Genomic DNA, 25866 nt, shown 5'->3' on the forward strand with positions numbered 1-25866 from the left:
CTCAGCCGAATACAGCGGCAGCGAGCATGTAGGCCATCCCGAGATCCATGATCACGTGTGGGAGCACGCCGAGCGGTGCTCTGTGCCCCGGCGCGGCGGTATGCCCGGCCCACCACAGACGGCGCCCGCGCCGCGCTGCCACGGATACCGCGACGGCATCGGCCAGGAACAGCAACGCGAGAATCGTCATCTGCACAGTCCCCGGTCCACCACCGTGACCACCGGCGGAATGTCCCGACATGGTCGCCAGCATCACACCGGCCGCGACCAGGTGATAACCGAGCGCACCGGCCTGCCCCGGGCGTGGTGAGCGGTTCCGGACGATCCGGGCGGCCGCCAGCAGGCCGAAGACCAGCGTCATCGCGAGCAGCACACCGTGCAGCGCATGGGCGTGAACCCGGGTCGGGAACAGAACCATGATCGACATCACAGCGCACATCAGCAGATGCGCCGCATCGGATTCGTGGTCGCCCTGCACGGTGTCGCAGCCCGCGCCGACCGGGGCCCGCTGCCCGGCGCGCGCCGGCCGCGGCATCAACCGGGCGAGCACAATCGCGGCCGCAAGGGTGAATGCCAGCGCGGCACAGACCCGTACCGCCGCCTGGTCGAGTACCAATTCTCCCATGCCGCATAGCCTTTCACCGAAGGAAGCACCCTCGGACATGGTCGCACGGCATCGCCGGTCAGGACACGGCTTCGATCCCGACAGCCACTGACGCCGTAGCGCAACCGGGCTCGGTCGCCGGCGTTGCGAGGTGTCCCGGTTCGCGCCTGACGCGGTGGCGCGGCGAGCCCTGACGTCGACAGCGAGACGACGCGCGACCGCCGCGGCCGGCCGACCGGGGTTTCGTTACGCTGGTTGTCGCAATGACCAGGACCGCAGTCACTCACCGGGACCTTCGTACCCGGTTGGCCTCACTCACCCTCCGCGACGAACACCGGCTGCGCAAACAGCTCGACCGGGTACGCGGCGGCGATCTCACCGGGATCGAATCCCAGATCGGCGCCGCCGAACAACGCGTCGCCGCGCGGCGTGCGGCGCTACCCGAGATCAGCTACCCGGAGCAACTGCCGGTGACGGCACGGCGCGACGATATCGCCGCCGCCATCGCCGCCAACCAGGTGGTTGTCGTCGCCGGGGAGACCGGGTCCGGGAAGACCACGCAGATTCCGAAGATCTGCCTCGAGCTCGGCCGGGGTATCCGCGGGGCGATCGGGCACACGCAGCCGCGCCGGCTGGCGGCCCGCACGGTCGCGGAGCGGATCGCCACGGAGCTGGGCACCGAACTGGGTGACGCGGTCGGCTACACGGTGCGTTTCACCGACCAGGCGGCCGAGCACACACTGGTCAAACTGATGACCGACGGAATCCTGCTGGCGGAGATCCAGCGCGACCGTATGCTGCGCGCCTACGACACGATCATCATCGATGAGGCCCACGAGCGCAGCCTCAATATCGACTTCCTGCTCGGATACCTCAAGCAACTGCTGCCGCGGCGGCCGGACCTGAAGATCGTCATCACCTCGGCCACCATCGATCCGGAGCTGTTCGCCCGGCATTTCGCGGACGAAGCGGGTGATCCGGCACCGATCGTCGAGGTATCGGGCCGGTCGTATCCCGTCGAGGTCCGGTACCGCCCGCTGGCGCTGCCGGTCGCGGCGGATACCGAGGACGACGAGGATCGGGCGGTGGACCGCGACCCGGTCGACGCCATCTGCGATGCCGTGGTCGAACTGTTCGCCGCGGGCGACGGCGATGTGCTGGTCTTCCTGTCCGGCGAACGGGAGATCCGTGATACCGCCGACGCCCTCGCCGATCTCAAACTCCCCCGCACCGAGATCCTGCCGCTGTACGCGCGGCTGTCGGCCGCCGAACAGCACCGGGTGTTCGCACCGCATACCGGACGCCGGGTGGTTCTGGCGACGAATGTCGCCGAGACGTCGTTGACGGTTCCCGGGATTCGCTACGTCGTCGACCCGGGTACCGCTCGGATCTCCCGGTACTCGATGCGGACCAAGGTACAGCGGCTGCCGATCGAACCGATTTCCCAGGCTTCGGCGCGGCAGCGGTCGGGCCGGTGCGGCCGCGTGGCCGACGGTATCTGCATCCGCCTGTACTCCGAGGACGATTTCGAGGCGCGCCCGGCGTTCACGGATCCGGAAATCCTGCGGACCAATCTCGCCGCGGTCATCCTGCAGATGACCTCGCTGGGTCTCGGCGATATCGAACGGTTCCCGTTCGTCGAGGCGCCCGACAGCAGGGCGGTCCGTGACGGTGTCGCGCTGCTCGAGGAACTCGGCGCCCTGGTCCGCCGGACCGCGGAACCGCGGGCCGCGGGACCGACCGGCAGTCCGGCCCCGCGCGCCGGGAACGGACCGGGCGCCACCGAATCGCAGGATCCGGACCCCGCCGGCCACTCGGGCGCCGAATCCGGGTCCGCTACCGAACTCGCCGCGCAGCAGAACCCGGTCGAGGCCGCTCCGGAAGCCGATTCCGCAGGTTCCCGTCGCGGCCACCGCCCCGCCGGTTCGGCGTCGGGGCATACGCTCACCGCGACCGGACGAGAGATGGCCCGGCTGCCGGTGGATCCCCGGATGGGCCGAATGCTGGTCGAGGCGCACCGCACCGGCTGCCTGGCCGATGTGCTGGTGATCGTGGCGGCGCTGTCGATCCAGGACGTGCGCGAACGGCCCGCCGATCAGCAGCAGGCCGCCGATACCGCCCACGCCCGGTTCGGTGTGCCGAACTCGGACTTCCTGGCTTATCTGCGGCTCTGGGAGTATCTGAACGGCCAGCGGCGCGCCCTGTCCGCGAACCGGTTCCGGCGGATGTGCCGAGAGGAGTTCCTGCACTATCTACGAATCCGGGAATGGCAGGATCTCTACGGCCAGTTGCGGACCATCACCAAAGGCATGGGCTGGTCGCTGCACGACGACTCGGCCGACACCGCGCCGCCGCAGCGCACCCTGTCAGGGGAAAGCTCCGACCGGAGCGGGGATTCCCGGCGGCGTCGCAACCCCCGCAAGCCGGAGCGCGCTTCGGACGGCCGCAATATCGGCACCGCCCGACCGGTCCCGTCCGGTCCGCGGACGCTCGACGAGATGACATCCGATACCGACCCGTGGGATTCGACGGCGATCCATCAGGCACTGCTCTCGGGCATGCTCTCGCATATCGGTGTCCGCGAGGCCGAATCCCGTGAGTTCCTGGGCGCGCGCAATGCCAAGTTCATGATCTTCCCGGGGTCGGGTCTGGCCAAGAAGCCGCCGCGCTGGGTGATGGCGGCGGAACTGGTGGAAACCTCCCGGTTGTGGGGCCGGATGGCGGCCCGGATCGAACCCGAATGGGCCGAGCGGCTCGCCGGAGACCTGGTGAAACGCCACTATTCCGAACCGCACTGGTCGTCGCGGCGAGGCACCGCCCGCGCCTATGAACGAGTGACGCTCTACGGGGTACCGCTGGTCACCGGCCGGCTCGTCGACTACGGCCGGATCGATCCCGAAACCACCCGGGAACTGTTCCTGCGCCACGCCCTCGTCCAAGGAGAATGGCAGACCCGGCACGAGTTCTTCCACCGCAACCGCGCCCTGCTCGACGATATCGCCGATCTGGAGCACCGGGCCCGGCGCCGAGACATCCTGGTCGACGACGAGGTGCTGTTCGATTTCTACGATCAGCGGATACCGGCCGATATCGTCTCGGTCCGGCATTTCGACACCTGGTGGAAATCCGCGCGGCGCCGCGACCCGCACCAACTCGACTTCACCACCGACGCCGTGGTCAACGAGGGCGCCGACCGGCTCGACCCGGCGGCATTCCCGGACACCTGGCGTCAAGGGGAACTGTCGTTCCCGCTGACCTACCAGTTCGAGCCGGGACAGGCCGACGACGGTGTGACGGTGCGGATCCCGGTGGCGCAGCTGGCCCATGTCCGGGCCGTCGGGTTCGACTGGCTGGTGCCGGGTATGCGGACGGAACTGGCCGCGGCGCTCATCAAAACCCTGCCCAAACAGCTCCGGCGGACAGTGGTGCCCGCGCCGGATTTCGCCACCGCCGCACTCACCGCGCTCACCGCCCGCGCCGAACCGTTACGCACCGGACTGGCCCGGGAACTCACCCGGCTGGCGGGCATCCCCATTGCCGCCGCCGATCTGAACCCCGCCGCGCTCCCCGGCCATCTGCGCATGACCTTCGCCGCCGTCGACACCGACGGCCGGGTCCTGGATACCAGCAAAAGCCTGGCCGAGCTCAGAACCCGGCTGTCCGACCAGGTGTCGGCATCGGTGGCGGCGGCAACGGCCGGCGCCGAACGGTCCGCCGCCACCGTATGGACCTCGGAATCGCTGGGCACGCTGCCGGCGACGGTGCGCCGGGAGGTCGCCGGTCAGCCGGTCACCGGTTATCCGGCGCTGGTGCCGGAAGCCGGCGGCGTCGCGGTGCGGGTTCTGAAGACACCGGCCGAACAGGCTCGGGCCATGCGCGCCGGAACCCGGGCACTGGTGCTGGCCGCGATCCCGACTTCGCCCCGTGCGGTGACCGCCGGGCTCTCCCCGGCGGACCGATTGGTGCTCAGCCAGAATCCGTACGGTTCGGTGGACGCGCTGGTCGAGGATTGCCGGCGCGCGGCCGCCGATCAACTCATCGCGGCCGCCGGTGGACCGGTACGCGAGCCGGAACGATTCGATCGGCTCGTTGCGGCGATCCGGCCGAAATTCAACGAGGTGGTCGCCCGGATCGTCCGCCTGGTGGTGCCGGTACTCGCCGCGGCGCACGAGGTTTCGGCCACCCTGCCCGGGGTACGGGAAGCCGATATCGCCACCGATGTGCGAGAACAGCTGGCGGAACTGGTATTCGACGGTTTCGTCGCGGAGTGGGGTCCGGCCCGGTTGCGCGAACTCCCCCGCTATCTCCGGGGCGCTGCCGCCCGGCTCGCGGCACTACCCGGTTCGGCCGATCGCGACCGCCGGGCCATGGCCGACGTCGATGCGGCGGCCGCGGTCTACGATCGGCTGATCGCCGGCCTGCCGGAATCGCGACGGCACACACCCGAGGTCGCCGAAATCTGGTGGATGATCCAGGAATTGCGGGTGAGCCTGTTTGCACAGAAACTCGGCACGCCGTATCCGGTATCGGTGAAGCGGATACAGAAGGCAGCAGACGCCTTCCGGCGCTGAGAACGATCACCGCCGCCCGGGACGACGACCGACGGCCATGATCCACCGGCGCTGCCTACCTGCGCGCGCCGATGAACCGCCACCCGGGGCCTCGCCGATCGCCCGGCGCGCGGCCGCTTCCCGCGCCGGGAACGTGCGGCGGATCGCAGACCGATAGCTACAGCGACCGGATCGAGGTCCGCGATCGACAGCCACTGCGCCCGCGTGATCACACGGCCAATCGGCGCAGGCGGCTATTCGGTCGGTCCGACACCGGAGCCGGGCGAGCCGGGTTTTCTCCGGCAGGGAACGAGATCTTCGACCTGGGCGCTGATGTCGGACGATGTGGCGGGCAGTCCCGCCGCACGAAGCACTGCGCTCCCGTTCCAGGGCGGATGCTGCCGCACATCCGGTGCGCTCAACGGATCGAACGAGTGGCCCGGCGATCGTCGCGGCTCGGACCGCGATCAGTCGCTGGTGGCGACCGCCGCTCGCGCCCGGCGTATCTCCCGGATCTCGCGTTCGAAATCATCGGCCGAGGTGAACGATCGATACACCGAGGCGAAACGCAGATACGCCACCTCGTCCAGTTCGCGTAGCGGCCCGAGTATCGCCAGGCCGACCTCATGGCTCGGCACCTCGGGCGACCCCTTGGCCCGGACCGCGTCCTCCACCTGCTGGGCGAGCAGGTTCAGTGCGTCGTCGTCGACTTCCCGGCCCTGACAGGCACGGCGCACCCCGCGAATCACCTTTTCCCGGCTGAAGGGTTCGGTGACCCCGCTGCGTTTGACCACGGAGAGAATCGCCGTTTCCACAGTGGTGAAGCGGCGACCGCATTCCGGGCATGCGCGTCTGCGGCGAATGGCGGCGCCCTCGTCGGCCAGTCGCGAGTCGACGACCCGCGAGTCGGGGTGTCGGCAGTACGGGCAGTGCATCCGGGGTCCTTCGTCGCTGCGAACGCTCGCGGCCGAACCGGCGGCGGTCGCGGGTCCGGCGAGCGCTGGCACCGGGTGGCTGCCCGGCACCGGGAGAGCCGGTGACCGGCACCGGCTCGTCTGCGTAACACATCGAGAATACCGGCACGAGGTGTACCGCGCTTTCGCTCACCCCGGGACGGCGCGCGGACGGGTACACGGCCTACCGGGATCCGGGCGCGTCACCGGGCACCGCGGGCACTGCCACGGCCGGATTTCCGGGCGGTTCCGGGGCCGGCAGCGGCTCGGGAGCGCGTAGGTGCGCGAGCGCGAGGAAACCGGTCACCACGGCCGCGGTGAGGACGGCCGTCACTGCCGTCGCCGCGAACCCGGCCCGGGCGCGCTGGACGAGTTCGGCGGGTTCGGGCGCGACGACCCGGCCCCGTCCGCCCGGATCCGTTCGCAGGGCGGTGGGCGGGCAGCCGGCGAGCCGTCCGCCCGGCCGCGCGACCGCGGCACAGGGCCCGGACACGCGCCCGGGAGGCGCGCTCCGCACCGGCGAACCACCCGCATCCGAACGGCGCGTTCCGGCCACCGGCGGCGGGATCGGAACGAGTGCCGCTCGGGTGCTGGTGTCTTCCCACGCACCGGTGCGGGTCACGCTGATCGCAGTGTTCATCGGATGGACCTCCGTGCTGGTCGCTCGCGGAACCTCGGACGGTATTCGATCATATGTTCGACGAACTGATGTTCGATTTCTACCACGCCAAGGGGGATGATGTCAGTAGCAACGCCGGACATACCTCGAACAGATGTTTGATAGATCGCAGCGGTCGGACTAGATTCACTGCACGGTATGAACTTCGGGCACGTCCGGAGCGGATCTGCCCGCCGGGCGCGGATCCACCGGAAGCGAAGACCGACGAGAAAGGGCGGTTGTGGTGAGCCAATCAGACGACACGGGTGGCGGGGCCGAGACCGGCACCGGCCCCGAACCGGCGACGACCGGGGCGGATCTCACCGTGCGTCAGCGCAAAGTGCTCGACGTGATCCGTTCTTCGGTGAGCCTGCGTGGCTACCCGCCCAGCATCCGCGAGATCGGCGACGCGGTGGGGCTGAACTCCACCTCCTCGGTCGCCCACCAGCTGCGCACCCTGGAACGCAAGGGGTATCTGCGCCGCGACCCCAACCGCCCGCGCGCCGTCGATGTCCGCGGTATGGACGAAGCCGTCCGTTCGGTCACCACCCTGGCACCCGCCGATCCCTCGGTGGCCGCCGGCGCGGTCCCGGCCACCGAGGACAGCAGCACCGATCAGCCCATCCCCACCTATGTACCGGTGCTCGGGCGGATCGCCGCCGGTGGTCCGATCCTGGCCGAGCAGGCGGTGGAAGATGTCTTCCCGCTGCCCCGCGAACTGGTCGGCGACGGCTCGCTGTTCCTGCTGAAGGTGGTCGGTGAATCCATGGTCGACGCCGCGATCTGCGACGGTGACTGGGTGGTGGTGCGCCAGCAGAACGTGGCCGACAACGGCGATATCGTCGCCGCGATGCTCGACGGCGAGGCCACGGTCAAAACCTTCAAACGCAGCGGTGCGGACGTCTGGCTGATGCCGCACAATCCACTGTTCGAGCCGATCCCGGGTAACGACGCGCGCATTCTCGGCAAGGTCGTCACGGTGATCCGCAAGATCTGAGCGCCCATATTCGCCGGGGGACCACCGCGAATCCCCGAAGGATGTGAGCGAAGCGGCGCAATCCTCCCGCCCGGACGGCAAGGTCCGGTACGCGGCAGAAGCACTCGGGAGGCCGCCGGCTCGGACACGCGGAATTCTGGCTGCGATGGCAACGGAACGAGGTGAATCCGATGACCGGCAACAGCATTTCGGCCGAGCTCTCTCGGTCCGGCACCGATGGCACCGGCGCACCGGAGCTGGTGTGGTACGCGGCCTACGGGTCGAATGCGGACCCGGAGCGCCTCTCCTGTTACCTCACCGGCGCCACCCCGGATGGTGCGGTGGCCGAGACGGGCACGAGCGGTTCCGGCCGGCAGCCGGTTCGCGGGTGCCGGGACCGGACGCCACCGGCCCGGTCGATCGGAACGGTCTTGCCGGGAGTGCTCTATTTCGCCACGGAATCGGCGGTCTGGACCGGCGGCCGGGCCTTCTACGATCCCGCGACACCCGCCGAAACACCCGCTCGCGCCTACCTGCTCACCCGTTCCCAGTTCAGCGATATCGCGGCGCAGGAGATGTACCGGCCGCCCGGCTCCGATCTGGATCTCACCGAGGTGCTCCGCACCGGCCGATCGCGGTTCGGTCCAGGCCGCTACGAAACGCTGGTGTGTTCCGGTTCTCACGAGGGAGTGCCGATCGTGACCTGCACTGCCGACCGGCGCTGGCGCGACCTGCCCGGTAATCCACCGGCACCGGCATATCTGCTCCGGATCGCGATCGGCCTGCGTGCGGCGCACGGCTGGTCCGATGTCGATACGGCCGGCTATCTGGCCACCCGCCCGGGCGCGGCGGGGTATTGGACCCCGCGCATGGTCGCTGAACTGCTTCGCGACCACTGAACGGGCCGGGTGGTTCTGCCGCCGCGCGGTCGGCGCCGGCGGGGAAGGACACATGCGGGTCTGCATTTCGGCCGGCTGCTGCAGCTGCTCTCGCCCGCGGGGGCCGCTATGCCCCTGGCAATCGCGCCCCTGCCCAGGCGAACCGGCATTCGCACTGTCCACGGAACGAACCGTCCAGCGCAATCGATCGGCGGCCGAGGCAACCCGGTGCCGGACAGAGACCGGTCAGCGAGCATGTCCTCTGCCGAACCGGGCGGGCGGGGCCTCGGGCCGGCCCGGCGGTGGCCGGTCAGGCCGCGGACTCGCTTGCTCGTGTGCCTCCAGCGCCACCGAGATCGCCTGAGCTCCCACCTTTATCAGCTGGGCATAGCGCTCCCGGTCGGCCGGGCCCACCTCCGCGCGCAGCGGACCGAATTGAACTTCGTAGGGCACCTCGTCACCCTGGAATACCGGCGCAGAGACATAGCTGAGCGGAAAAGGCTGCGGGGATGCGATATCGGCTGTTGTGTAGGCCCGTGAGGTCAGTCGCGAGAGCTGACGCAGCAGTTTCGCGCGCAGGGCGGGCTGCAGGAGTTCGGCGCCGAGCGCGCCGAACAGTTCGGTGAGAACATCGACCAGTCCCGCGTCGTCGTCCTTCGGCCGGAACATGGCGAACCCGTATGTGGTGACGAAATAGAGCAGATCGCGCGCACCTTCGCGTCCCGTCGCCGAGCGCAGCCACCGTTCCCGTTCGTCCACCGGCCGCCACGGCATCACCGCCGCCCCGGCCGGGTAGGCCAGCGGAACCGACTGCCCCACCGAGAGACCCGGCACGATCGTCTCGCCCGCATAATGCTTCGCGACGATGGTGAGCCGATCACCGGCGATCCGGCTCAGCGTCGCCCCACAGCCCGCCGCCTCCGCGAGCGCGGCCAGTTCCGCACCGACAGCCCCTCCGGCTCCGACCACCTCCGGGCCGGCGAGCCGGGACAAGGCCGGCCCCGGCCGGTAGGCCAGGCTCGCATCGCGGGTCACCCACTGCGCGGCGCACAGCTCGGTGAGCACGGCCGTCACCGTGGCCCGGGCCAGCGAGAGCCGTTCCACGATCTCGGACACGGTGAGCGCCCGCGGTGATTCCGCGAGCAGTTCGACCACCGCCACCACCCGCCGGGTGGGCGGGGATCCCGAAGCCGCCATCTTCCTCTGCTCCCTTGTCGCCGGCCCGTCCGAGCCCTACACTGCATCGACTATTCGGTATCAGTTCGTCGAATATTCGTCATCAGTGTAGTAGACCTTCAGGAGGAACCCATGATTCTGGACAGGTTCCGGCTCGACGACCGAGTCGCCATCGTCACCGGCGCGGGCCGCGGCCTCGGTGCCGCGATCGCGCTGGGCTTCGCGGAGGCCGGCGCGGACGTGGTGATCGCCGCCCGCACCGAAAGCGATCTGAACGCGGTGGCCGGGCAGATCCACGATCTCGGCCGGCGGGCCCATCCCGTGGTGGCGGACCTCTCCGATGCCGAGGCGTGCGCCGCCTTGGCCGGTACCGCGGCCGCGGAGTTCGGCCGGCTCGACATCGTGGTGAACAATGTCGGCGGCGCCATGCCGAAGCCCCTGCTCGACACCTCCCCGGACACCATGACGGAGGCGTTCGAGTTCAACGTCGCCAATGCCCACGCCCTGATCCGGGCCGCTGTGCCGATCATGCTGGATACCGCCGACGGCGGTTCGATCATCAATATCACCTCGACCATGGGCCGCCTCCCGGGCCGCGCCTTCGCCGCGTACGGCACCGCGAAAGCCGCGCTCGCGCACTACACCCGGCTATCGGCGATGGATCTGTGCCCCCGCATCCGGGTCAACGCCATCGCCCCGGGTTCCATCGCGACCTCGTCGCTGAAGGTGGTCGCCGACGACGACAACCTGCGCGGGGCACTGGAGAAGGCGACCCCCCTGGGCCGGATCGGCGAGCCGGCGGATATCGCCGCCACCGCCCTGTTCCTGGCCTCCCCCGCCGGCGCCTACCTCACCGGCAAGGTGATCGAAACCGACGGCGGACTGATCGCCCCGAATCTCGATATGCCGATCCCCGATCTGTGAGGTGACATCATGACCTATCGCGTCGTGCACTGGGGCACCGGCAATGTCGGCAAGCACGCCCTGGCAGGAATCATCGACGACCCGCGGCTCGAACTCGTCGGCGTTCGAGTAGCCGGCAGCGCGAAGGAAGGTCGCGACGCCGGTGAGCTCGCCGGCCTCGAACTCCGGACCGGCATATCGGCGACCACGGATTCGGCGGCCTTGCTCGCCACGAAACCCGATATCGTCGTCTACACCGCCATGACCGACAACCGGCTGGTGGAAGCCCTCGCAGATCTGCGGATGATCCTGTCGGCGGGTATCGATGTTGTCGCCAGCGCACCGGTTTTCCTGCAATATCCCTGGAAAGTCCTGCCGAACGACCTGTTGGGCCCCATCGAGGAGGCCGCGGCGGCGGGCGGCGCGTCACTGTTCGTCAACGGTATCGATCCCGGGTTCGCCAACGACCTACTGCCGCTGGCGCTCGCGGGGACCTGCCGCCGGGTCGACCGGATCCGCTGTATGGAGATCGTCGACTACGCCACCTACGACAACGCGGCCGTGATGTTCGACATCATGGGCTTCGGGAAACCAGTGGACGAAACGCCCATGCTGCTCCAGCCCGGAGTGCTGTCGCTGGCCTGGGGCAGTGTGGTCCGGCAACTGGCGGCCGGGCTCGGAGTGGAACTGGACAGCGTCATCGAAGTCCATGAAAGGATCCCGGCGCCGCAGGATTTCGAGATCGCAGCGGGCGCGATCGCGGCCGGTACCACCGCCGGACTGCGGTTCGAAGTCCGCGGAATGGTCGGCGACCGGGTGGTGACGGTGCTCGAACACGTCACCAGGCTGCGCGCCGATCTCGCCCCGGAGTGGCCGCAACCGGCGCAAGAAGGCGGCTCCTACCGGGTGGAGATCACCGGCGAACCGCACTACAGCATGGATATCTGCCTGGCCAGCGATCACGGCGACCACAACCACGCCGGGCTGGTTGCCACCGCGATGCGCGTGGTCAACGCCATTCCGGCGGTGGTGGCGGCAGCCCCCGGGATCCGCACCACCTTGGATTTACCATTGGTTACCGGCCCCGGGCGGCAGCCGAACGCCGATCGCTCCTGATCGTCACCCGGCAGCGGCGCGCGTGGTGCATCCCGGCCACGTGCGCCGTCGCCGTCAGCAGAAGGTGATCATGGTGCCCTCTGCCACCGAAATCCGCGCCGCCTCATAGAAGAGAATCCAGGTCTCCCTTTCGCGGTAGAACGGGTGCTCGTCATCGTCACCGAGCTCGGCGTATATGCGGTCGATCTCGTTGTCGGACAGTTCACCTTCGTCGTCGAGGGCGATACCGAGATAGGGTGCGACATAGACGAGTTCGCGCAACAGTACGACGCTCGACCCGACCATCCCGCCGGGAATGCCGAGTTCGTCGTCCGGGAAGAGTATGTCGTCGAACTCGACCGGCAGGTAGTACCCCTCGCAGTCGGAATGGCACAGCAGGTGGGAATCGAACAGGAAGGTGAGCGCGTCCACAGCCGGGTCGTCGGACGGATCGTCGCCCGGAGCAACAGGCTCCAGCGACCGATCGGGGTACTCGTGGGCGCAGGCGTAGGCGCGCCGCAGATAATGGACGAAGCTGTAGGGAACACTGCCGGTGCGATCGCGTGCGGGGGACGTACCGCAATGCTGCGGTTCCTCGTGGGCGGGCAGCCCCTCCTCCGCCAGCAGTTCGTTCAGTGCCCGCAGCTCCGCCCGCAGTGCGCCGAGATGTTCTGCGTCATTTCGTTTCACTGCTTCGGCGTACTGATGCGTACCGATTGCCAGTCCCATGCGCACGAGGCTAAGGCCCGGCACCGACAGGTACCGGAATCGGACTCCCGCAAGCGAATTCATTACCGACTAGGCCGACACCTGCCCGTACGGTCCGGCGCGGATCCGATCGCGAGCCCGCCGAGTACCGGTCCCGCATACACCGGGATGGACAGGGCGGGGAAGACGCCGAGGGGCACGCACCCGCGCGATACATTGCCCCTCAGCTGATCTCCCGGACCGGAATGGTCAGGAAAGCTTCAGGCTGCGCCCGACAATCTCCTTCATGATCTCGGTGGTCCCGCCGTAGATGGTCTGCACGCGAGCATCCAGATATGCCTGGGCGATCGGGTACTCGCGCATATAGCCGTACCCGCCGTGCAACTGCAGGCAGCGGTCGATCAGCTCGACCTGTTCCTCGGTGCTCCACCACTTGGCCATGGCCGCGTCCTCGACCGACAGTGTGCCCGCGTTCAATTCGGTGATGCAACGGTCCACCAGCACCCGCACCGCGGTGGTCTTGGTGGCCAGCTCGGCGAGCACGAACCGGGTGTTCTGCAGCGCGCCGATCGGTTTGCCGAAGGCTTTGCGGTCCCGGACGTACTGGCAGGTCATGTCCAGGCAGGCTTCCATCGCCGCGGCCGCCATGACCGCGATCGAGAGCCGCTCTTGGGGCAGGTTCTGCATCAGGTGGATGAAGCCCATCCCCTCCTGACCCAGGAGGTTGGCTGCGGGGACCCGGACATCGGTGAAGCTGAGTTCGGCGGTGTCCTGCGCCTTCAGGCCGAGCTTGTCCAGGTTGCGGCCGCGTTCGAAGCCCGGCATACCCCGTTCGACCACCAGCAGGCTGAAGCCCTGGGCGCCCTTCTCCGGGTCGGTCTGCGCGACCACGATGACGATATCGGAGTTGATGCCGTTGGTGATGAAGGTTTTGGCGCCGTTGAGCACCCAGTCGTCACCATCGCGGACCGCTCGGGTCTTGATGCCCTGCAGGTCCGAACCGGTACCCGGTTCGGTCATGGCGATGGCGGTGATCAGTTCACCGGAACAGAACTTGGGCAGCCAGCGCTTCTTCTGCTCCTCGTCGGCCAGCTCCAGCAGATACGGCGCGATGACATCGTTGTGCAGTGAGAAGCCGAGGCCGGAGTACTGTCCGCGCACCGTCTCCTCGGTGATGATCGAGTTGTAGCGGAAATCTTTCACCCCGCCGCCGCCGTACTCCTCGGGCATCGCCATACCGAGGAAGCCCTGCTTACCGGCTTCCAGCCAGACGGAACGGTCCACGACCCCCTGCTCCGCCCACTGGTCGTGGTACGGCGCCACATATGTCTCGAGAAACTTGCGGTACGACTCCCGGAACAGGTCGTGCTCGGGTTCGAACAGTGTGCGCTCCACACCAACCTCCTAGTGAACACTCCGACGGGGCCGCACCGGCCCGTCGCTGTGATCCACCGTACCCGGAGTGCGAATGGTTGTTTACTTCACGCCCGGAATTCGCTGGTGTTCCTGTTCCGGGATCGACGCCCGCACCGCCTTACCATTCACCCACGGCGGGTGCGCGACGATCCTCAGACGGGCAGCAGCTCGCGCAGCCGACCGGCGAGCGTGCGGCCGCGATCACGGTCGCGTTCGCCGAGCAGGAAGGTCAACTCTTCCCGTACGGCCTTCTGCACCACCAGCGACAACTGCTGTGCGGCCTCGTTGCGATCGTGCGCCTCACGCCACGGCTGCGGATCGATCGCGGTGCCGATCGAGAAATAGAACCGCTCGGGGCGCGGTATGGCAGTCGGCCCGAGTCCGCGCACCAGCGGCGGGGTGAGCTCGGGGTGGATACCGAGCGCCTCGACCACCCGCCGCAGCGGACGCAACAGCAGATCGTCCTTGTCGGCGAGGATGTCGTAGGCATCGTCGACCCCGATCATCGCCACCGGCAGGATCGGCGCCCCGCATTCGATCGCCATCCGGGCGAACCCGGTGCGGCCCTCCCAGCGCAGTGTGTACTTCTCCCCCTTGCGACGGATCGCCTCCCGACCGCCGCCGGGAAACACGATCACCGCCTCACCGTGTTCGAGCAGCGTCCGGCAGTTCTCCGGGGTGCCGCGTACCGAACCGTAGTGGTGCAGCATATGCCGCACACCCGGAACACGGATCAGCACATTCTCGGCGAGCCCGCGGATCAACCGGCCCCGCCGGCGCAGCACCTCGGGCAACAGCAGCGGAGCATCGATCAGCCCGAGCAGATTGTGGTTCGCGACCAGCAGCACCGGCCCGGAATCGGGGATATTCGACAAACCGAAGAACCGGGGATCGCTCCACGCCCGCACGGGCGCCAGCAGCGCCTCCAGGAACCGGAGATCGGCATCACCGAGGTCGACCGACAACGGTGCCCCGTCGCTGAGCCGCGGCAATGCCGCATCATCGTGGCGCCGGTTCCGGCCGGCCGTGAAATGTCCGCGCGTGTTCCCCATGAATCCCTCCTGAAGTCGATCGATATTGATTGTGAATCGACATCAGCGGTATTCACACCCGGTTATGCGAAGTACCACACTCCCGCATCAGAAATCAGCGCGCCGGTGACCGTCACGTCTCCGTGGCGCCCGCATGGGCGTAATCGGACAGCGCGGCGGCGAGCGCACGCGGCACCCGTGCAAGCACGCGGGTGCCGTGCTCGGTGTGCTCGGATTGCTCGATCCGGCCGTCGGCATGGATCCGGGCCAGCAGATCGCCGCGACTGTACGGAAGCAATACGCTCACTTCCACGTCCAGCCCGCCGAGTACCTCGCCGAGCCTGGTCCGCAGCTGTTCGATTCCCAGGTCCTTGTGCGCGGAAACGAATTCGGCGCCCGGCAGCAGGGCACGCAACCGGGTCAGCTCCACCGGATCGATCTCATCGATCTTGTTGACCACGAGCAGTTCCGGTGGCGCCGGCAGACCCGATTCGCGCACCACATCGGTGACGACCTCGCGTACCGCCTTGATCTGCTCGACCGGCAGCGCATCGGAACCGTCCACCACGTGCAGCAGCAGGTCCGCGCCGGTGACCTCCTCCAGCGTGGAGCGGAACGCCTCGACCAGCTGGGTCGGCAGATGCCGGACGAACCCGACGGTATCGGTGAACACCACCTCGCGACCGTCCTCGAGCTGCGCCCGGCGGGTGGTCGGATCCAGCGTGGCGAACAACGCGTCCTGCACCAGCACCCCGGAACCGGTCAACGCGTTCATCAGACTCGATTTGCCGGCATTGGTGTAGCCCACGATCGCCACGGACGGCACACCGCTGGACGTTCGCCGCGCGCGTTTCGTGTCACGGGCGGTTTTCATCTCACGGATTTCGCGGCGCAGTTTGGCCATCCGCTCGCGGATCCGGCGGCGATCGGTCTCGATCTTGGTCTCACCGGGACCGCGCAAACCCACACCGCCGTTGCTGCCGGCCCGGCCACCCGCCTGCCGCGACATGGATTCACCCCAGCCGCGCAGCCGCGGCAGCATGTACTCCATCTGGGCCAGCGCGACCTGCGCCTTACCTTCGCGCGAGGTGGCGTGCTGAGCGAAGATATCGAGGATCAGCGCGGTCCGGTCGACGACCTTGACCTTGACGACCTTCTCCAGCGCGGTCAGCTGGGCCGGCGTGAGCTCGCCGTCGCAGATAACGGTATCCGCGCCGGTGGACAACACCACCGCCCGCAGTTCCTCGGCCTTACCGGAACCGATATAGGTGGCCGGATCCGGGCGGTCACGGCGCTGGATGAGCGCCTCGAGAACCTCCGATCCCGCGGTTTCCGCCAGCCGGGCCAATTCGGCCATACTCGCCTCGGCGCTCGCGGAGCTGCCCTCGGTCCAGACTCCGACCAGTACCACGCGCTCCAAACGCAGCTGCCGGTATTCGACCTCGGTGATATCGGTGAGTTCGGTGGACAGACCGGCAATGCGCCGTAGCGCGCTGCGATCCTCCAACTGCAGTTCACCGGTGGTGGGATCGGCGGTCCAGCCGCCCCGGCGACCGGGCGCGGCGTTACCGCCGCGACTCGCGCCGCTGATATCGGCAGCGTCCCCGCTGTCGTCCGGGTCGTATCCGGACGATTCCGCGTCGAACGCTTCGTGGGACCATTCGCCGGTCCCGGACGTGTCAGTGCTTTTCATACACCTTCCATGCTGCCACCATGCGCTGGTCGGCGCATTCGAATTTCCCGGTAGGGGACTTACTGCGCGTCCCACCAGTCGGCGGCCAGCTCCCCGCTCGCCACCAGCTCGGACGGGCCGCGCAACCACGCCACGCCCGCGTGCACACCGACCCGGACCTGGCCGCCCGGCACCCGGACGGTGACCTCGCCGCTGCCGGCGGCCAGATCGAAACCGTCCGCTGCCAGCGCCGCGGCCGCCGCCGCGACCGTGCCGGTACCACAGGAGCGGGTCTCGCCGACGCCTCGCTCGTACACCCGCATATCGACCCCGCCGGCGGTATCGAGCCCGGTCAGGATTTCGATGTTGACTCCCCGCGGGAACATATCCGGGTCATATCCCGGAGGTGCCGTGAGATCCAGTTTCGCCAGCGATTCGGCCGTCGAGGAACTGTCCACGCAGGCGAGGTGGGGATTGCCGACATCCACCCCCAGCCCCGGGTAACCCCAGCCGGCCAGTGTGGCCGTCGATTCCCCGAGAACGCGCAGCGGCCCCATATCCACGGTCACCTCGCCGAGCACCGCACCGGCGGTGTGCACGACGACGGGGCGCGCGCCCGCCCGGCTGCCCACGACGAAACGCTCGCCCACGGCCAGCCCGCGCCGAACGAGGTAGTGCGCGAACACCCGTACCCCGTTACCGCACATCTCGGCGACCGAACCGTCGGCGTTGCGGTAGTCCATGAACCAATCGTCGCCACTCACCCCCGCGGGAAGTTCCGCAAGCACCCCGGCCGCGTGCAGCTGCCCGGCGCGCGCGACCCTCAGCACCCCGTCGGCGCCGAGCCCCCGGCGCCGGTCACACAGTGCAGCCACCCGGGACGGGGTGAGATCCAGCCGCACCTCGGGGTCGGGCAACACCACGAAATCGTTCTGGGTGCCGTGTCCCTTGGTGAATTCGACGGCCTGCCCGTCGCGGGTGCTCACGTCTTCGCCTCCGTGCACGTCGGTCGGTTCTCCTCGGTCCGATATACGATTTTCATCTGGCAAACGTCCGGCGCTGCCGGGAAATTTCGTACAGCGCCACGGCCGCAGCCGACGGGGCACCCAACGAGCTGGCGGTACCGCCCATCGGAATGGTGACCGTATCGTCGCAGGCCGCGGACCATGCGACGCTCATACCACCGGTCTCGTTGCCGAGTACCAGGATCGTGGCATCGATCAGATCCTGATCGAAGACGGCGCGGTCGCCGCGCTCGTCGGTACCCACGATCCGGGTGGGTATCCCTCGCTCGACCTGCCGGTCCCGGAATGCCAGTACCTCCGCCGGTCCCGGCACCCGGAATACCGGTACCGAGAAGAGCGAGCCGGTGGACGCCCGCACGCATCGGGGGTCGTACTGGTCGGCACCGTGCCCGCTGACCACTACCGCCGAGGCGCCGAACGCATCGGCGGATCGGATGAGGGTGCCCAGATTGCCCGGCGAATTCGGCCGATCGAACACCACCACCACGGGAGCTTCGCCCGGGTCACCGGCCTCGTAGGCGGCCAGATCGGCCCGGACCTGCTCGGCGACCGCGACCAGTTCCGGGGCACCTGCGCTCTTCTCCCCCAGTTCCGCCATCAATTCCGGTGCCAGCCCGACCACCGGCACCGGACTGCTGTCGAGCACATCGCGGGCCCACGAAGACAGGCCGGGGTCGTCGCCCAACCGGTACAGCAGGGTTTCCAACGGCCAGCCGCAGGCCAGCGCCTGCGTGATCGGCCGGACCCCGTGCACCAGGAACCGGCCGTCCCGATTCCGGGTGGTCCGGTTGTCCAGATAGGCCGTCCATACCTGAACGGCGGCGTTGCGACTGCGTATCTGCCGGGTCACGGCCGGGTCGACTCCTTTGTCATGGGTTTGTCCGCAGCGATTGCCGTGGAATCGGGCAGCACCGGCGCATACGGGCCGGGCACCGTCCGTTCCGCGGAGCGGGACGCCGCACCGGCGGACGCACTGCCGGGGTTCGCAACGTCCGACAGCAGTGACAGCGCGATCTCGGTAGCTGCCGGGTTCGCCGCGTCCATCCAGCGCACCCGGTGGTCCCGGCGGAACCAGGAGCGTTGACGGCGGACGTAGCGGCGGGTGCCGATGAAGGTGCGCTCCCGGGCCTCGTCCAGGCTGTACTCCTGATCCAGGAATGCCAGAACCTGGGCATACCCGATCGCGCGGCGAGCGGTCTGCCCTTCCCGCAGACCGCGACCGGCCAGCCCGCGCACCTCCTCGACCAGTCCCGAATCGAACATCGATGCCGTTCGCTGCGCGATTCGCGCGTCCAATTCGGTGGTATCGCGGTCCACGCCCAGGATCCGGGTGCCCCAGCGCGGTTCTCCGACCGCCGGCGCGGACGCCGCAAAAGGTCTACCGGTCAGCTCGACGACCTCCAGCGCCCGCACCATCCGGCGGCCGTCGGTGGGCAGGATGGTGGCCGCGGCAGCCGGGTCCGCCTGCCGCAATGCCTCGTGCACCGCGGCCGCGCCGCCTTCGGCCAGCAGCGCCTCCCATTTGGCCCGCACTCGCGCGTCGGTGGCCGGGAACTCCCACCGGTCCAGCAGCGCCTGCACATACATCATCGAACCGCCCACGATGACGGGCAGCCGCCCGCGCGCCATGATCGCCTCGATATCGGCCGAGGCCGCCGCCTGGTAGGCGGCGACCGTCGCGGTTTCGGTCACCTCGAGAACGTCGAACTGGTGATGCGGGATACCGCGGCGCTGGTCCGGCGGGAGTTTCGCGGTCCCGATATCCATACCCCGGTACAGCTGCATGGCGTCGATATTGACGATTTCACCGTTGAGCTGTTCGGCCAGCTCGAGTGCGAGGTCCGATTTGCCGGTGGCGGTCGGGCCGACCACGGCGACCGGGCGAACGGCCTCGGTCATCGGCCCGCCCTGCCCGGTCGCCACAGTCCGGCGTAGTAGCCGACGCCGAAGGGTGCATCCCGGTATCGCTCGGCAACCACCGGCGGTTCGGGGTCACCGGAGAAAAGCCCGGCCACTGCCTGGTACGCGACCCGCCCGGACAGCATCAGCTCAGCACACAGGGCGGGATCGAGATCGAGCAGCGCGGCGCGGTCTCCCGCCGCCAGTGCCTGCTCCAACCCGGTCTGCACGGTCTGCGCGCGGGGGTGGAAATAGCCGGGCGCGGCCGTCGACAAGGTCGCGGCCCCGTCCGCCACCACCAGGACACCCTGCGGTTCGTCCACCGAATCGAGTTCCGCCCGCAATTTTGCCCCGGCCTCGGCACATCGCGCAGGCGGACTGTCGGCGGCGAGCAACTGCGCCCGGACCAGCGCATCCGGCGCCACCGCCCCGCGCAACCAGCCGGCGATGAGCACCGCCAGCGGCAGGCCGGGGTCCGGGCCGGGGGTCTCGGGCGCGCCGCCCAGCGATACCGTCACCTCCGGGCCGAAACCCCGGAAGGTGCCCACTGCACCGGAGTCGTACTCCTGATCGGTGGCGCCCACTCCCAGTACGGTCCACTGCGCCGTCACCTCGGCCAGCTCACGTCCGATGGCGAGAACAGCTGCCCGCAGGGCGGCCACGGCAGGTTCTCCCGGGAGCGCCGCAGCCGTCACACCGGCGGGTGCCGCGCCGCCGCACAGTTCGGGAACCAGAACCGGCGGCGAAGGGATGAGAGCCGCAAGACAGAACACGACGACAACCGTAGCCCGTGCCTGCACGGGCGGGCCTCGCTCGGTGGCCTCGGCACGACCGTGCCCGGTGGACGGGTATGAGTGTCTCTCCCGGAAACCGGGTGGTAATTGCTAGGGTGCGAGGTATCCGGAAGAGGTACCGGTCGGTCCGGATCCGCAGGTCGGGCCGTATGCGCGAGTGCGGCGCGGCGATGGCCCGGCACCTGGGAAACGGTGAGCCGGTCGACAGGTTCCACGCCCGTACGGGGCCGAACCGACCGGCGGATGTGGCCAGATCGTGCGGGCGTAGCCAGAATGAGCAGAGCATAGCCATAATGCGCAGCGCGTAAACCAGGCAGCCGTGACGCGCGGCAGGGACGAGGAGCAATGACCCACAGCAACGGAACCGCCAAACCCGGCCCCGGCACCGCCGGTCGCCCGTCGCCCGCTCCCAAGCCCGGCAACCGTCCCAAACCCGGCGAACCGCATCCATCGCCCGCGGCGATGAAGCCCGCGGGCCCGGCCACCGAACATCCCCACCCGGTCGTAGTGCCCACCACTACCGATCCGAGCAAATGGGGTCGGGTGGACGACGACGGCACGGCATGGGTGAAGACCTCCGACGGGGAACGGATCGTCGGCTCCTGGCAGGCCGGTAACGCCGCCGAAGGGCTGGCGCACTTCGGCCGCCGGTTCGACGATCTCGCCACCGAGGTCGCGCTGCTCGAGGCTCGCCTCGCCGCCGGCACCGACGCCCGCAAGACCAAGGCCGCCGCCTTGGCGCTGGCCGAGACCCTGCCCACAGCCGCCGTCATCGGCGATATCGAGGGCTTGGCGGCCCGCCTGCGCGCCATCGCCGAACACTCCGACGAAGCGGCGGCGCACGCCAAGGAGGAGAAAGAACGCACCCGGCACGAACACACCGAACGCAAGGAGGCGCTGGCCGCCGAGGCAGAACAGATCGCCGCGGAATCCACCCAGTGGAAGGCCGCCGGGGATCGGCTGCGTGAAATCCTCGACGAATGGAAAACCATCCGGGGAGTCGACCGTAAGGTCGATGATGCGTTGTGGCGGCGGTACTCGAAGGCACGCGAGGCATTCAACCGCCGCCGCGGCGCGCATTTCGCCGAACTCGACCGGGAACGCGCGGCCGCCAAGGCCCGCAAGGAAGAACTGTGCATCCGCGCCGAGGAACTGTCCGGTTCCACCGATTGGCCGGCGACGGCCGCGGTCTTCCGGGAACTGCTCGTGGAGTGGAAGAACGCCGGCCGGGCGCCGCGGGAGGCCGACGAAGCCCTGTGGCGGCGGTTCAAGAGCGCCCAGGACGTATTCTTCGCTGCCCGCAATGCCGCGGCCTCCGAACGCGACGCCGAATTCGCCGATAACGCCACCGCGAAAGAAGAGCTGCTCCGCAGCTACGAACCGCTGATCGACCCCGACGCCGATCTCGAAGGCGCCCGGGCCGCACTGCGTGACCTGCAGGAAAGCTGGGATGCCGTCGGTAAGGTGCCCCGCGAGCGGATGCACGACCTGGAAGGCAGGCTGCGAGCGCTGGAGAAGCGGGTACGCCAGGCGGCCGATGCGCAGTGGCGCCGGACCGATCCGGAGGCGCTGGCCCGGGCCGCGCAGTTCCGGGAACGGGTGGCGCAATTCGAAGAGCAGGCCGCGAAGGCCAGCGCCGCGGGCAAGACCCGCGATGCGGAGAAGGCGCTGGAACAGGCCCGGCAGTGGCGCGAATGGGCCGAGGCCGCGGAGGGTGCGGTCAGCAACCTCTGAATCGCGCCGGCGACGACCCGGCGCGACCCTCGCGCCGGGTACTCAGTCCTCGCCGAGCCGTCGGCGGCGCTCCCGTTCTTCCTCGAGGGCCGCGGCGTTGCGCCGCTGTTCTTCGGCGGCCAGCTGCAGCGCGGTCCGGCTCCAGACGACCTTCACCCAGTGGAAGGTCAGCACCACGATCGCGAGCGTCCCCAGGATCAGCCCGAACCCCGGGCCCGCGCCCACGTAGTTGTTGATACCCGGCGTCTGCCGGTGCCAGATCGAGAACACCCCGAATGCGCTGCCGATCGCCGATCCGGCCACCGCCAGCCACGCGAGCACCCAGCGCCGGGTCATCAGCGCCAGCAGCGAGAACCCGATCCCGAACACCAGCACGAACCACACGAAGACCCGCGACGGCAACCCGATGTGCTCGAGGCCGGCCACCTCCGAACCGAGCAGCACATCGAAACCGCGCGCATCGCCGGCATGGGGCAGCACCAGAGATACCAGCAGGACGAACACCGCCCCCGCCACCACCATGGCCCGCACCCCGGGGTCGATCTCCCCGGCGATCCGGCGTTCCACCGCGTCCAGATCCTCGCGATACTCCTCGAACTTCTCGGTCGTCTCGGCCGGGTTCACTGCATCCTCGTTTCCATCGGCTGATTCGTCGTCTCTCGCCGCCGGGTTACCGGACGGCGGCTGCGCCGGGCCGGAAGCGCCGGATTCCTCCGCCCGCTCCCGGTCGTCGTCACCCGGCACGGTCATACGCCGCATCCGGTGCTGCATCCGGTGGCCGCCGGTTCCGGTTCCGGCGCGCCGATCCGCGGCAGCCCGAGCCCCACTCCGATGGGCGCGGTCTTCGGCGTGGTTCCGGCCTCGTGGGCATCACCGGCGCGGGTGCGCCGATGCGTGCGGACCCCGTCGTCGGCGACGAGGTGATGCGGTGCCGCGCCGGTCACGGCCACTGTGACCACGTCGCCCGGCCGGATCGGCTCGGCCGCACCCTCGGGCCGGAAATGCACCAGCCGGCCGTCGCGGGCACGCCCACTCATCCGCGCGGTGGCAGCGTTCTTCTTCCCGGCCCCGTCGGCCACCAGCAGCTCCACCTCGGTGCCGACCAGCTCTCGGTTCGCTTCCAGGCAGATCTGCTCCTGTAGCGCGATCAGCCGGTCGTAGCGCTCCTGCACCACCTTCTTGGGCACCTGATCGGCCATCTCGGCCGCCGGGGTTCCCGGACGCGGCGAATACTGGAAGGTGAAGGCGCTGGTGAACCGGGCCTGTCGCACGACTTCCAGGGTCTGCTGGAAATCCTCTTCGGTCTCCCCCGGGAAACCGACGATGATATCGGTGGTGATCGCGGCATGCGGCATCGCCGCCCGCACCTTGTCGATGATGCCGAGGAATCGGGCCTGCCGGTACGAGCGCCGCATCGACTTCAGCACCCGATCCGAGCCCGATTGCAGCGGCATATGCAGTTGTGGGCATACATTTGGTGTCTCGGCCATCGCCTCGATCACATCGTCGGTGAACTCGGCCGGATGCGGCGAGGTGAAACGCACCCGCTCCAGCCCGTCGACACCCCCGCACGCCCGCAGCAGTTTCGCGAACGCACCACGGTCCCGCGGCTGATCGGGGTCGGCGAAGGAGGCCCCGTAGGAATTGACGTTCTGCCCGAGCAGAGTCACTTCGAGAACACCCTGATCCACCAAGGCCTGCACTTCGGCCAGGACATCGCCCGGACGCCGGTCGACCTCCTTACCCCGCAGCGACGGCACGATGCAGAACGTGCAGGTGTTGTTACAACCGACCGAGATCGAAACCCACCCCGCGTACGCCGACTCCCGCCGCGCCGGCAGCGTCGACGGGAAGGCCTCCAGCGATTCCAAAATCTCCACCTCGGCGGCTTCGTTGTGCCGGGCGCGTTCGAGCAGCACCGGCAGCGAACCGAGATTATGCGTGCCGAACACCACATCGACCCAGGGCGCTTTGCGCAGCACCGTATCGCGATCCTTCTGGGCCAGACAGCCGCCGACGGCGATCTGCATACCCGGCCGCGACGCCTTGATGGGCGCAAGATGACCGAGCGTGCCGTACAGCTTGTTATCGGCGTTCTCCCGCACCGCGCAGGTGTTGAACACGACGAGATCGGCCGTCGCGCCGGGCGCGGCCCGGGTATAGCCCGCATCCTCGAGCAGACCGGACAAGCGTTCGGAATCGTGCACGTTCATCTGGCAACCGAAGGTGCGGACCTCGTAACTACGCGTTCCGGCCGGCTCGATCCGGGGAGGAAGCGTTACCTGTCCGATCGAATCCACCCACACAGGGTACGGGCTGCGATTTCGCCGGCGCCCCCGGCGTCGGCGAGCCGGAGCCGGTCGAGCCCACGACCCGAGGCCGACCATCCGCTGCGGAGCGGGCTGTAATTTCGACGCCGCTCCGCGGCTCGCGGGTGGGACCCTTCGGAGCCCGGTTCTTCACTCCTCCGCTCCTCCGCTTCACTCCCCCGTTCTCCTCACTCCGGAACCGGGCGGCCCCACCCCGGGGACGGAGGTGAAGCCTCTGTCGAGGCGAGAGACATGTAACGCGGAGCAGGACGGGCCGAGCGGCCGGTCCACTCGGCATCGGCCGGGACGAGGTGGTGTCGAGGCTGTAGGTCGGGCGCCAACTGCACATGGTCACGCAGCAGACCACCCGCCAAGGACCGCTCGGCCCGGCCGGTGGTCTCGGATCACCACCATCCGGGGACTCGGCGGTCGTCCGGACCGGGGCCACCCCGAATAACGGACAATGGACTCTTATCGGGCACACTGACCGAGTTCGGGGCGGGTTCGGCTTCGCGCGCGGCAAATCGCCGACGAGTGAACGGATTACGGCGGATTGCCGCGGGGTTAAGGCCGGATGTCGGGTCGGTGTGGCGTCCGGGTGTGTCACCGAAAGGCGCGCAAATCCGGAAATTCGGCCTAAGGTCATCTTCATGAACGACGCCACCGACGCCGACGCGCCAGGCGCGGCGGGCGAGACCGCCACGCCGCCGATGATCTCCCTACGCGCTGTCGACAAGCACTTCGGCGCCCTGCACGTTCTGCGCAAAATCAACCTCGAGGTGCCCCGCGGGCAGGTTGTGATCGTGCTTGGCCCCTCGGGTTCCGGAAAATCGACATTGTGCCGCACGATCAACCGGCTGGAGCCCATCGACTCCGGTGAGATCCGGGTCGACGGTGTGCCGCTGCCCGCCGAGGGCCGGGGTCTGGCCGCCCTGCGCGCCGATGTCGGCATGGTCTTCCAATCGTTCAATCTGTTCGCGCACAAGACGATCCTCGAGAACGTCATGCTCGCGCCGATGAAGGTGCGCAAGGCCAAGAAGGACGATGCTCGCGCGCGGGCGATGGAATTGCTGAAGCGCGTCGGCATCGCCGACCAGGCGGACAAGTACCCGGCGCAACTGTCCGGGGGGCAGCAGCAGCGGGTCGCGATCGCCCGGGCCCTGGCGATGAGCCCGAAGGTGATGCTGTTCGACGAACCCACCTCGGCACTCGACCCCGAAATGGTCAACGAGGTACTCGATGTGATGGTCTCGCTCGCGAAAGAGGGGATGACCATGTTGGTCGTCACCCACGAGATGGGATTCGCCCGCCGTGCCGGCGACCGGGTGCTGTTCATGGCCGACGGCCAGGTCGTGGAGGACACCGACCCGGAAACGTTCTTCAGCGCGCCCGAATCGGATCGTGCGAAGGACTTCCTGGGCAAGATACTCAGCCACTGACAGCACGCAGGCCGGCCCGGTTCCGCGTATCCGCGGGAGCCGGCGC

At 68.7% G+C, this 25866-nt stretch carries 21 protein-coding genes; 7 read left to right on the forward strand and 14 right to left on the reverse strand.

Annotated features, from left to right (window positions below):
• Position 1: 1 nt before the first annotated feature.
• Positions 2–625, reverse strand: coding sequence for a DUF5134 domain-containing protein (locus IU448_RS06990; RefSeq protein ID WP_195054601.1), 624 nt, complete (start codon positions 623–625; stop codon positions 2–4).
• Between the two features lie 242 nt (positions 626–867).
• Here IU448_RS06990 and hrpA point away from each other — a divergent pair, with 242 nt between their 5' ends.
• Positions 868–5175: an ATP-dependent RNA helicase HrpA gene (gene hrpA / locus IU448_RS06995; RefSeq protein ID WP_195054602.1), complete on the forward strand. Its 4308-nt coding sequence runs from the start codon at positions 868–870 to the stop codon at positions 5173–5175.
• 446 nt (positions 5176–5621) lie between these two features.
• Here the strand turns inward: hrpA and nrdR are convergent, their stop codons facing one another.
• Both nrdR and IU448_RS07005 read right to left on the reverse strand, forming a co-directional pair.
• On the reverse strand, positions 5622–6089 hold the full coding sequence (gene nrdR / locus IU448_RS07000) for a transcriptional regulator NrdR (protein ID WP_195054603.1): 468 nt from the start codon (positions 6087–6089) through the stop codon (positions 5622–5624).
• A 202-nt stretch (positions 6090–6291) separates the two neighbouring features.
• The gene (locus IU448_RS07005) at positions 6292–6747 is read right to left on the reverse strand and encodes a hypothetical protein (protein ID WP_195054604.1); all 456 of its coding nucleotides are present in this window, start codon (positions 6745–6747) and stop codon (positions 6292–6294) included.
• A gap of 343 nt (positions 6748–7090) precedes the next feature.
• Between IU448_RS07005 and lexA the strand changes: the two genes are divergently transcribed.
• Entirely contained in the window at positions 7091–7762 is a 672-nt protein-coding gene (lexA, locus tag IU448_RS07010) for a transcriptional repressor LexA (RefSeq protein WP_416382974.1), read from the forward strand.
• Positions 7763–7932: 170 nt separating this feature from the next.
• Positions 7933–8640 carry a histone deacetylase gene (locus tag IU448_RS07015; protein WP_195054606.1) on the forward strand — a complete coding sequence of 236 codons (708 nt, stop codon included), beginning with the start codon at positions 7933–7935 and terminating at the stop codon, positions 8638–8640.
• A 225-nt stretch (positions 8641–8865) separates the two neighbouring features.
• Here IU448_RS07015 and IU448_RS07020 read toward each other — a convergent pair whose 3' ends face one another.
• Positions 8866–9816, reverse strand: coding sequence for a helix-turn-helix domain-containing protein (locus tag IU448_RS07020; protein WP_195054607.1), 951 nt, complete (start codon positions 9814–9816; stop codon positions 8866–8868).
• A 111-nt stretch (positions 9817–9927) separates the two neighbouring features.
• Between IU448_RS07020 and IU448_RS07025 the strand changes: the two genes are divergently transcribed.
• Complete coding sequence (locus IU448_RS07025) at positions 9928–10719, forward strand: SDR family oxidoreductase (RefSeq protein ID WP_195054608.1); 792 nt, start codon at positions 9928–9930, stop codon at positions 10717–10719.
• A 9-nt stretch (positions 10720–10728) separates the two neighbouring features.
• A complete protein-coding gene (locus IU448_RS07030; RefSeq protein WP_228812053.1) occupies positions 10729–11814 on the forward strand; it encodes a diacylglycerol kinase in 1086 nt (361 codons plus the stop codon).
• 54 nt (positions 11815–11868) lie between these two features.
• On the opposite strand, the gene IU448_RS07035 is transcribed toward IU448_RS07030, so the two are convergent.
• The 8 genes from IU448_RS07035 to IU448_RS07070 all read right to left on the reverse strand — a co-directional run bounded on the left by IU448_RS07035 (position 11869) and on the right by IU448_RS07070 (position 20317).
• Positions 11869–12522 (reverse strand): hypothetical protein, encoded by a 654-nt coding sequence (locus IU448_RS07035; RefSeq protein WP_195054609.1) that lies wholly within the window; start codon positions 12520–12522, stop codon positions 11869–11871.
• 228 nt (positions 12523–12750) lie between these two features.
• Positions 12751–13896, reverse strand: a complete 1146-nt coding sequence (locus IU448_RS07040; RefSeq protein ID WP_195054610.1) for an acyl-CoA dehydrogenase family protein — start codon at positions 13894–13896, stop codon at positions 12751–12753.
• Between the two features lie 173 nt (positions 13897–14069).
• Entirely contained in the window at positions 14070–14969 is a 900-nt protein-coding gene (locus IU448_RS07045) for a lysophospholipid acyltransferase family protein (RefSeq protein ID WP_195054611.1), read from the reverse strand.
• 112 nt (positions 14970–15081) lie between these two features.
• On the reverse strand, positions 15082–16641 hold the full coding sequence (gene hflX, locus IU448_RS07050) for a GTPase HflX (protein ID WP_195054612.1): 1560 nt from the start codon (positions 16639–16641) through the stop codon (positions 15082–15084).
• Positions 16642–16700: 59 nt separating this feature from the next.
• Positions 16701–17606, reverse strand: coding sequence for a diaminopimelate epimerase (dapF, locus tag IU448_RS07055; protein WP_195054613.1), 906 nt, complete (start codon positions 17604–17606; stop codon positions 16701–16703).
• 52 nt (positions 17607–17658) lie between these two features.
• Positions 17659–18495 (reverse strand): TrmH family RNA methyltransferase, encoded by an 837-nt coding sequence (locus IU448_RS07060; protein WP_195054614.1) that lies wholly within the window; start codon positions 18493–18495, stop codon positions 17659–17661.
• Complete coding sequence (miaA, locus tag IU448_RS07065) at positions 18492–19544, reverse strand: tRNA (adenosine(37)-N6)-dimethylallyltransferase MiaA (RefSeq protein ID WP_195054615.1); 1053 nt, start codon at positions 19542–19544, stop codon at positions 18492–18494. Before miaA ends, IU448_RS07060 begins: the two co-directional genes overlap by 4 nt.
• Positions 19541–20317, reverse strand: coding sequence for a hypothetical protein (locus IU448_RS07070; protein WP_195054616.1), 777 nt, complete (start codon positions 20315–20317; stop codon positions 19541–19543). Before IU448_RS07070 ends, miaA begins: the two co-directional genes overlap by 4 nt.
• A 366-nt stretch (positions 20318–20683) precedes the next feature.
• Between IU448_RS07070 and IU448_RS07075 the strand changes: the two genes are divergently transcribed.
• Positions 20684–22072: a DUF349 domain-containing protein gene (locus IU448_RS07075; protein WP_195054617.1), complete on the forward strand. Its 1389-nt coding sequence runs from the start codon at positions 20684–20686 to the stop codon at positions 22070–22072.
• A gap of 42 nt (positions 22073–22114) precedes the next feature.
• Here the strand turns inward: IU448_RS07075 and IU448_RS07080 are convergent, their stop codons facing one another.
• Complete coding sequence (locus IU448_RS07080; RefSeq protein WP_228812054.1) at positions 22115–22822, reverse strand: hypothetical protein; 708 nt, start codon at positions 22820–22822, stop codon at positions 22115–22117.
• The gene (gene miaB, locus IU448_RS07085; RefSeq protein WP_280458955.1) at positions 22819–24372 is read right to left on the reverse strand and encodes a tRNA (N6-isopentenyl adenosine(37)-C2)-methylthiotransferase MiaB; all 1554 of its coding nucleotides are present in this window, start codon (positions 24370–24372) and stop codon (positions 22819–22821) included. The genes IU448_RS07080 and miaB overlap by 4 nt, the downstream gene beginning before the upstream one ends.
• Before the next feature lie 719 nt (positions 24373–25091).
• Here miaB and IU448_RS07090 point away from each other — a divergent pair.
• Complete coding sequence (locus IU448_RS07090) at positions 25092–25820, forward strand: amino acid ABC transporter ATP-binding protein (RefSeq protein ID WP_195055087.1); 729 nt, start codon at positions 25092–25094, stop codon at positions 25818–25820.
• The last annotated feature ends 46 nt before the right edge of the window (positions 25821–25866 follow it).

This window comes from Nocardia flavorosea, assembly GCF_015477805.1.
Lineage (GTDB): Bacteria > Actinomycetota > Actinomycetes > Mycobacteriales > Mycobacteriaceae > Nocardia > Nocardia flavorosea_A.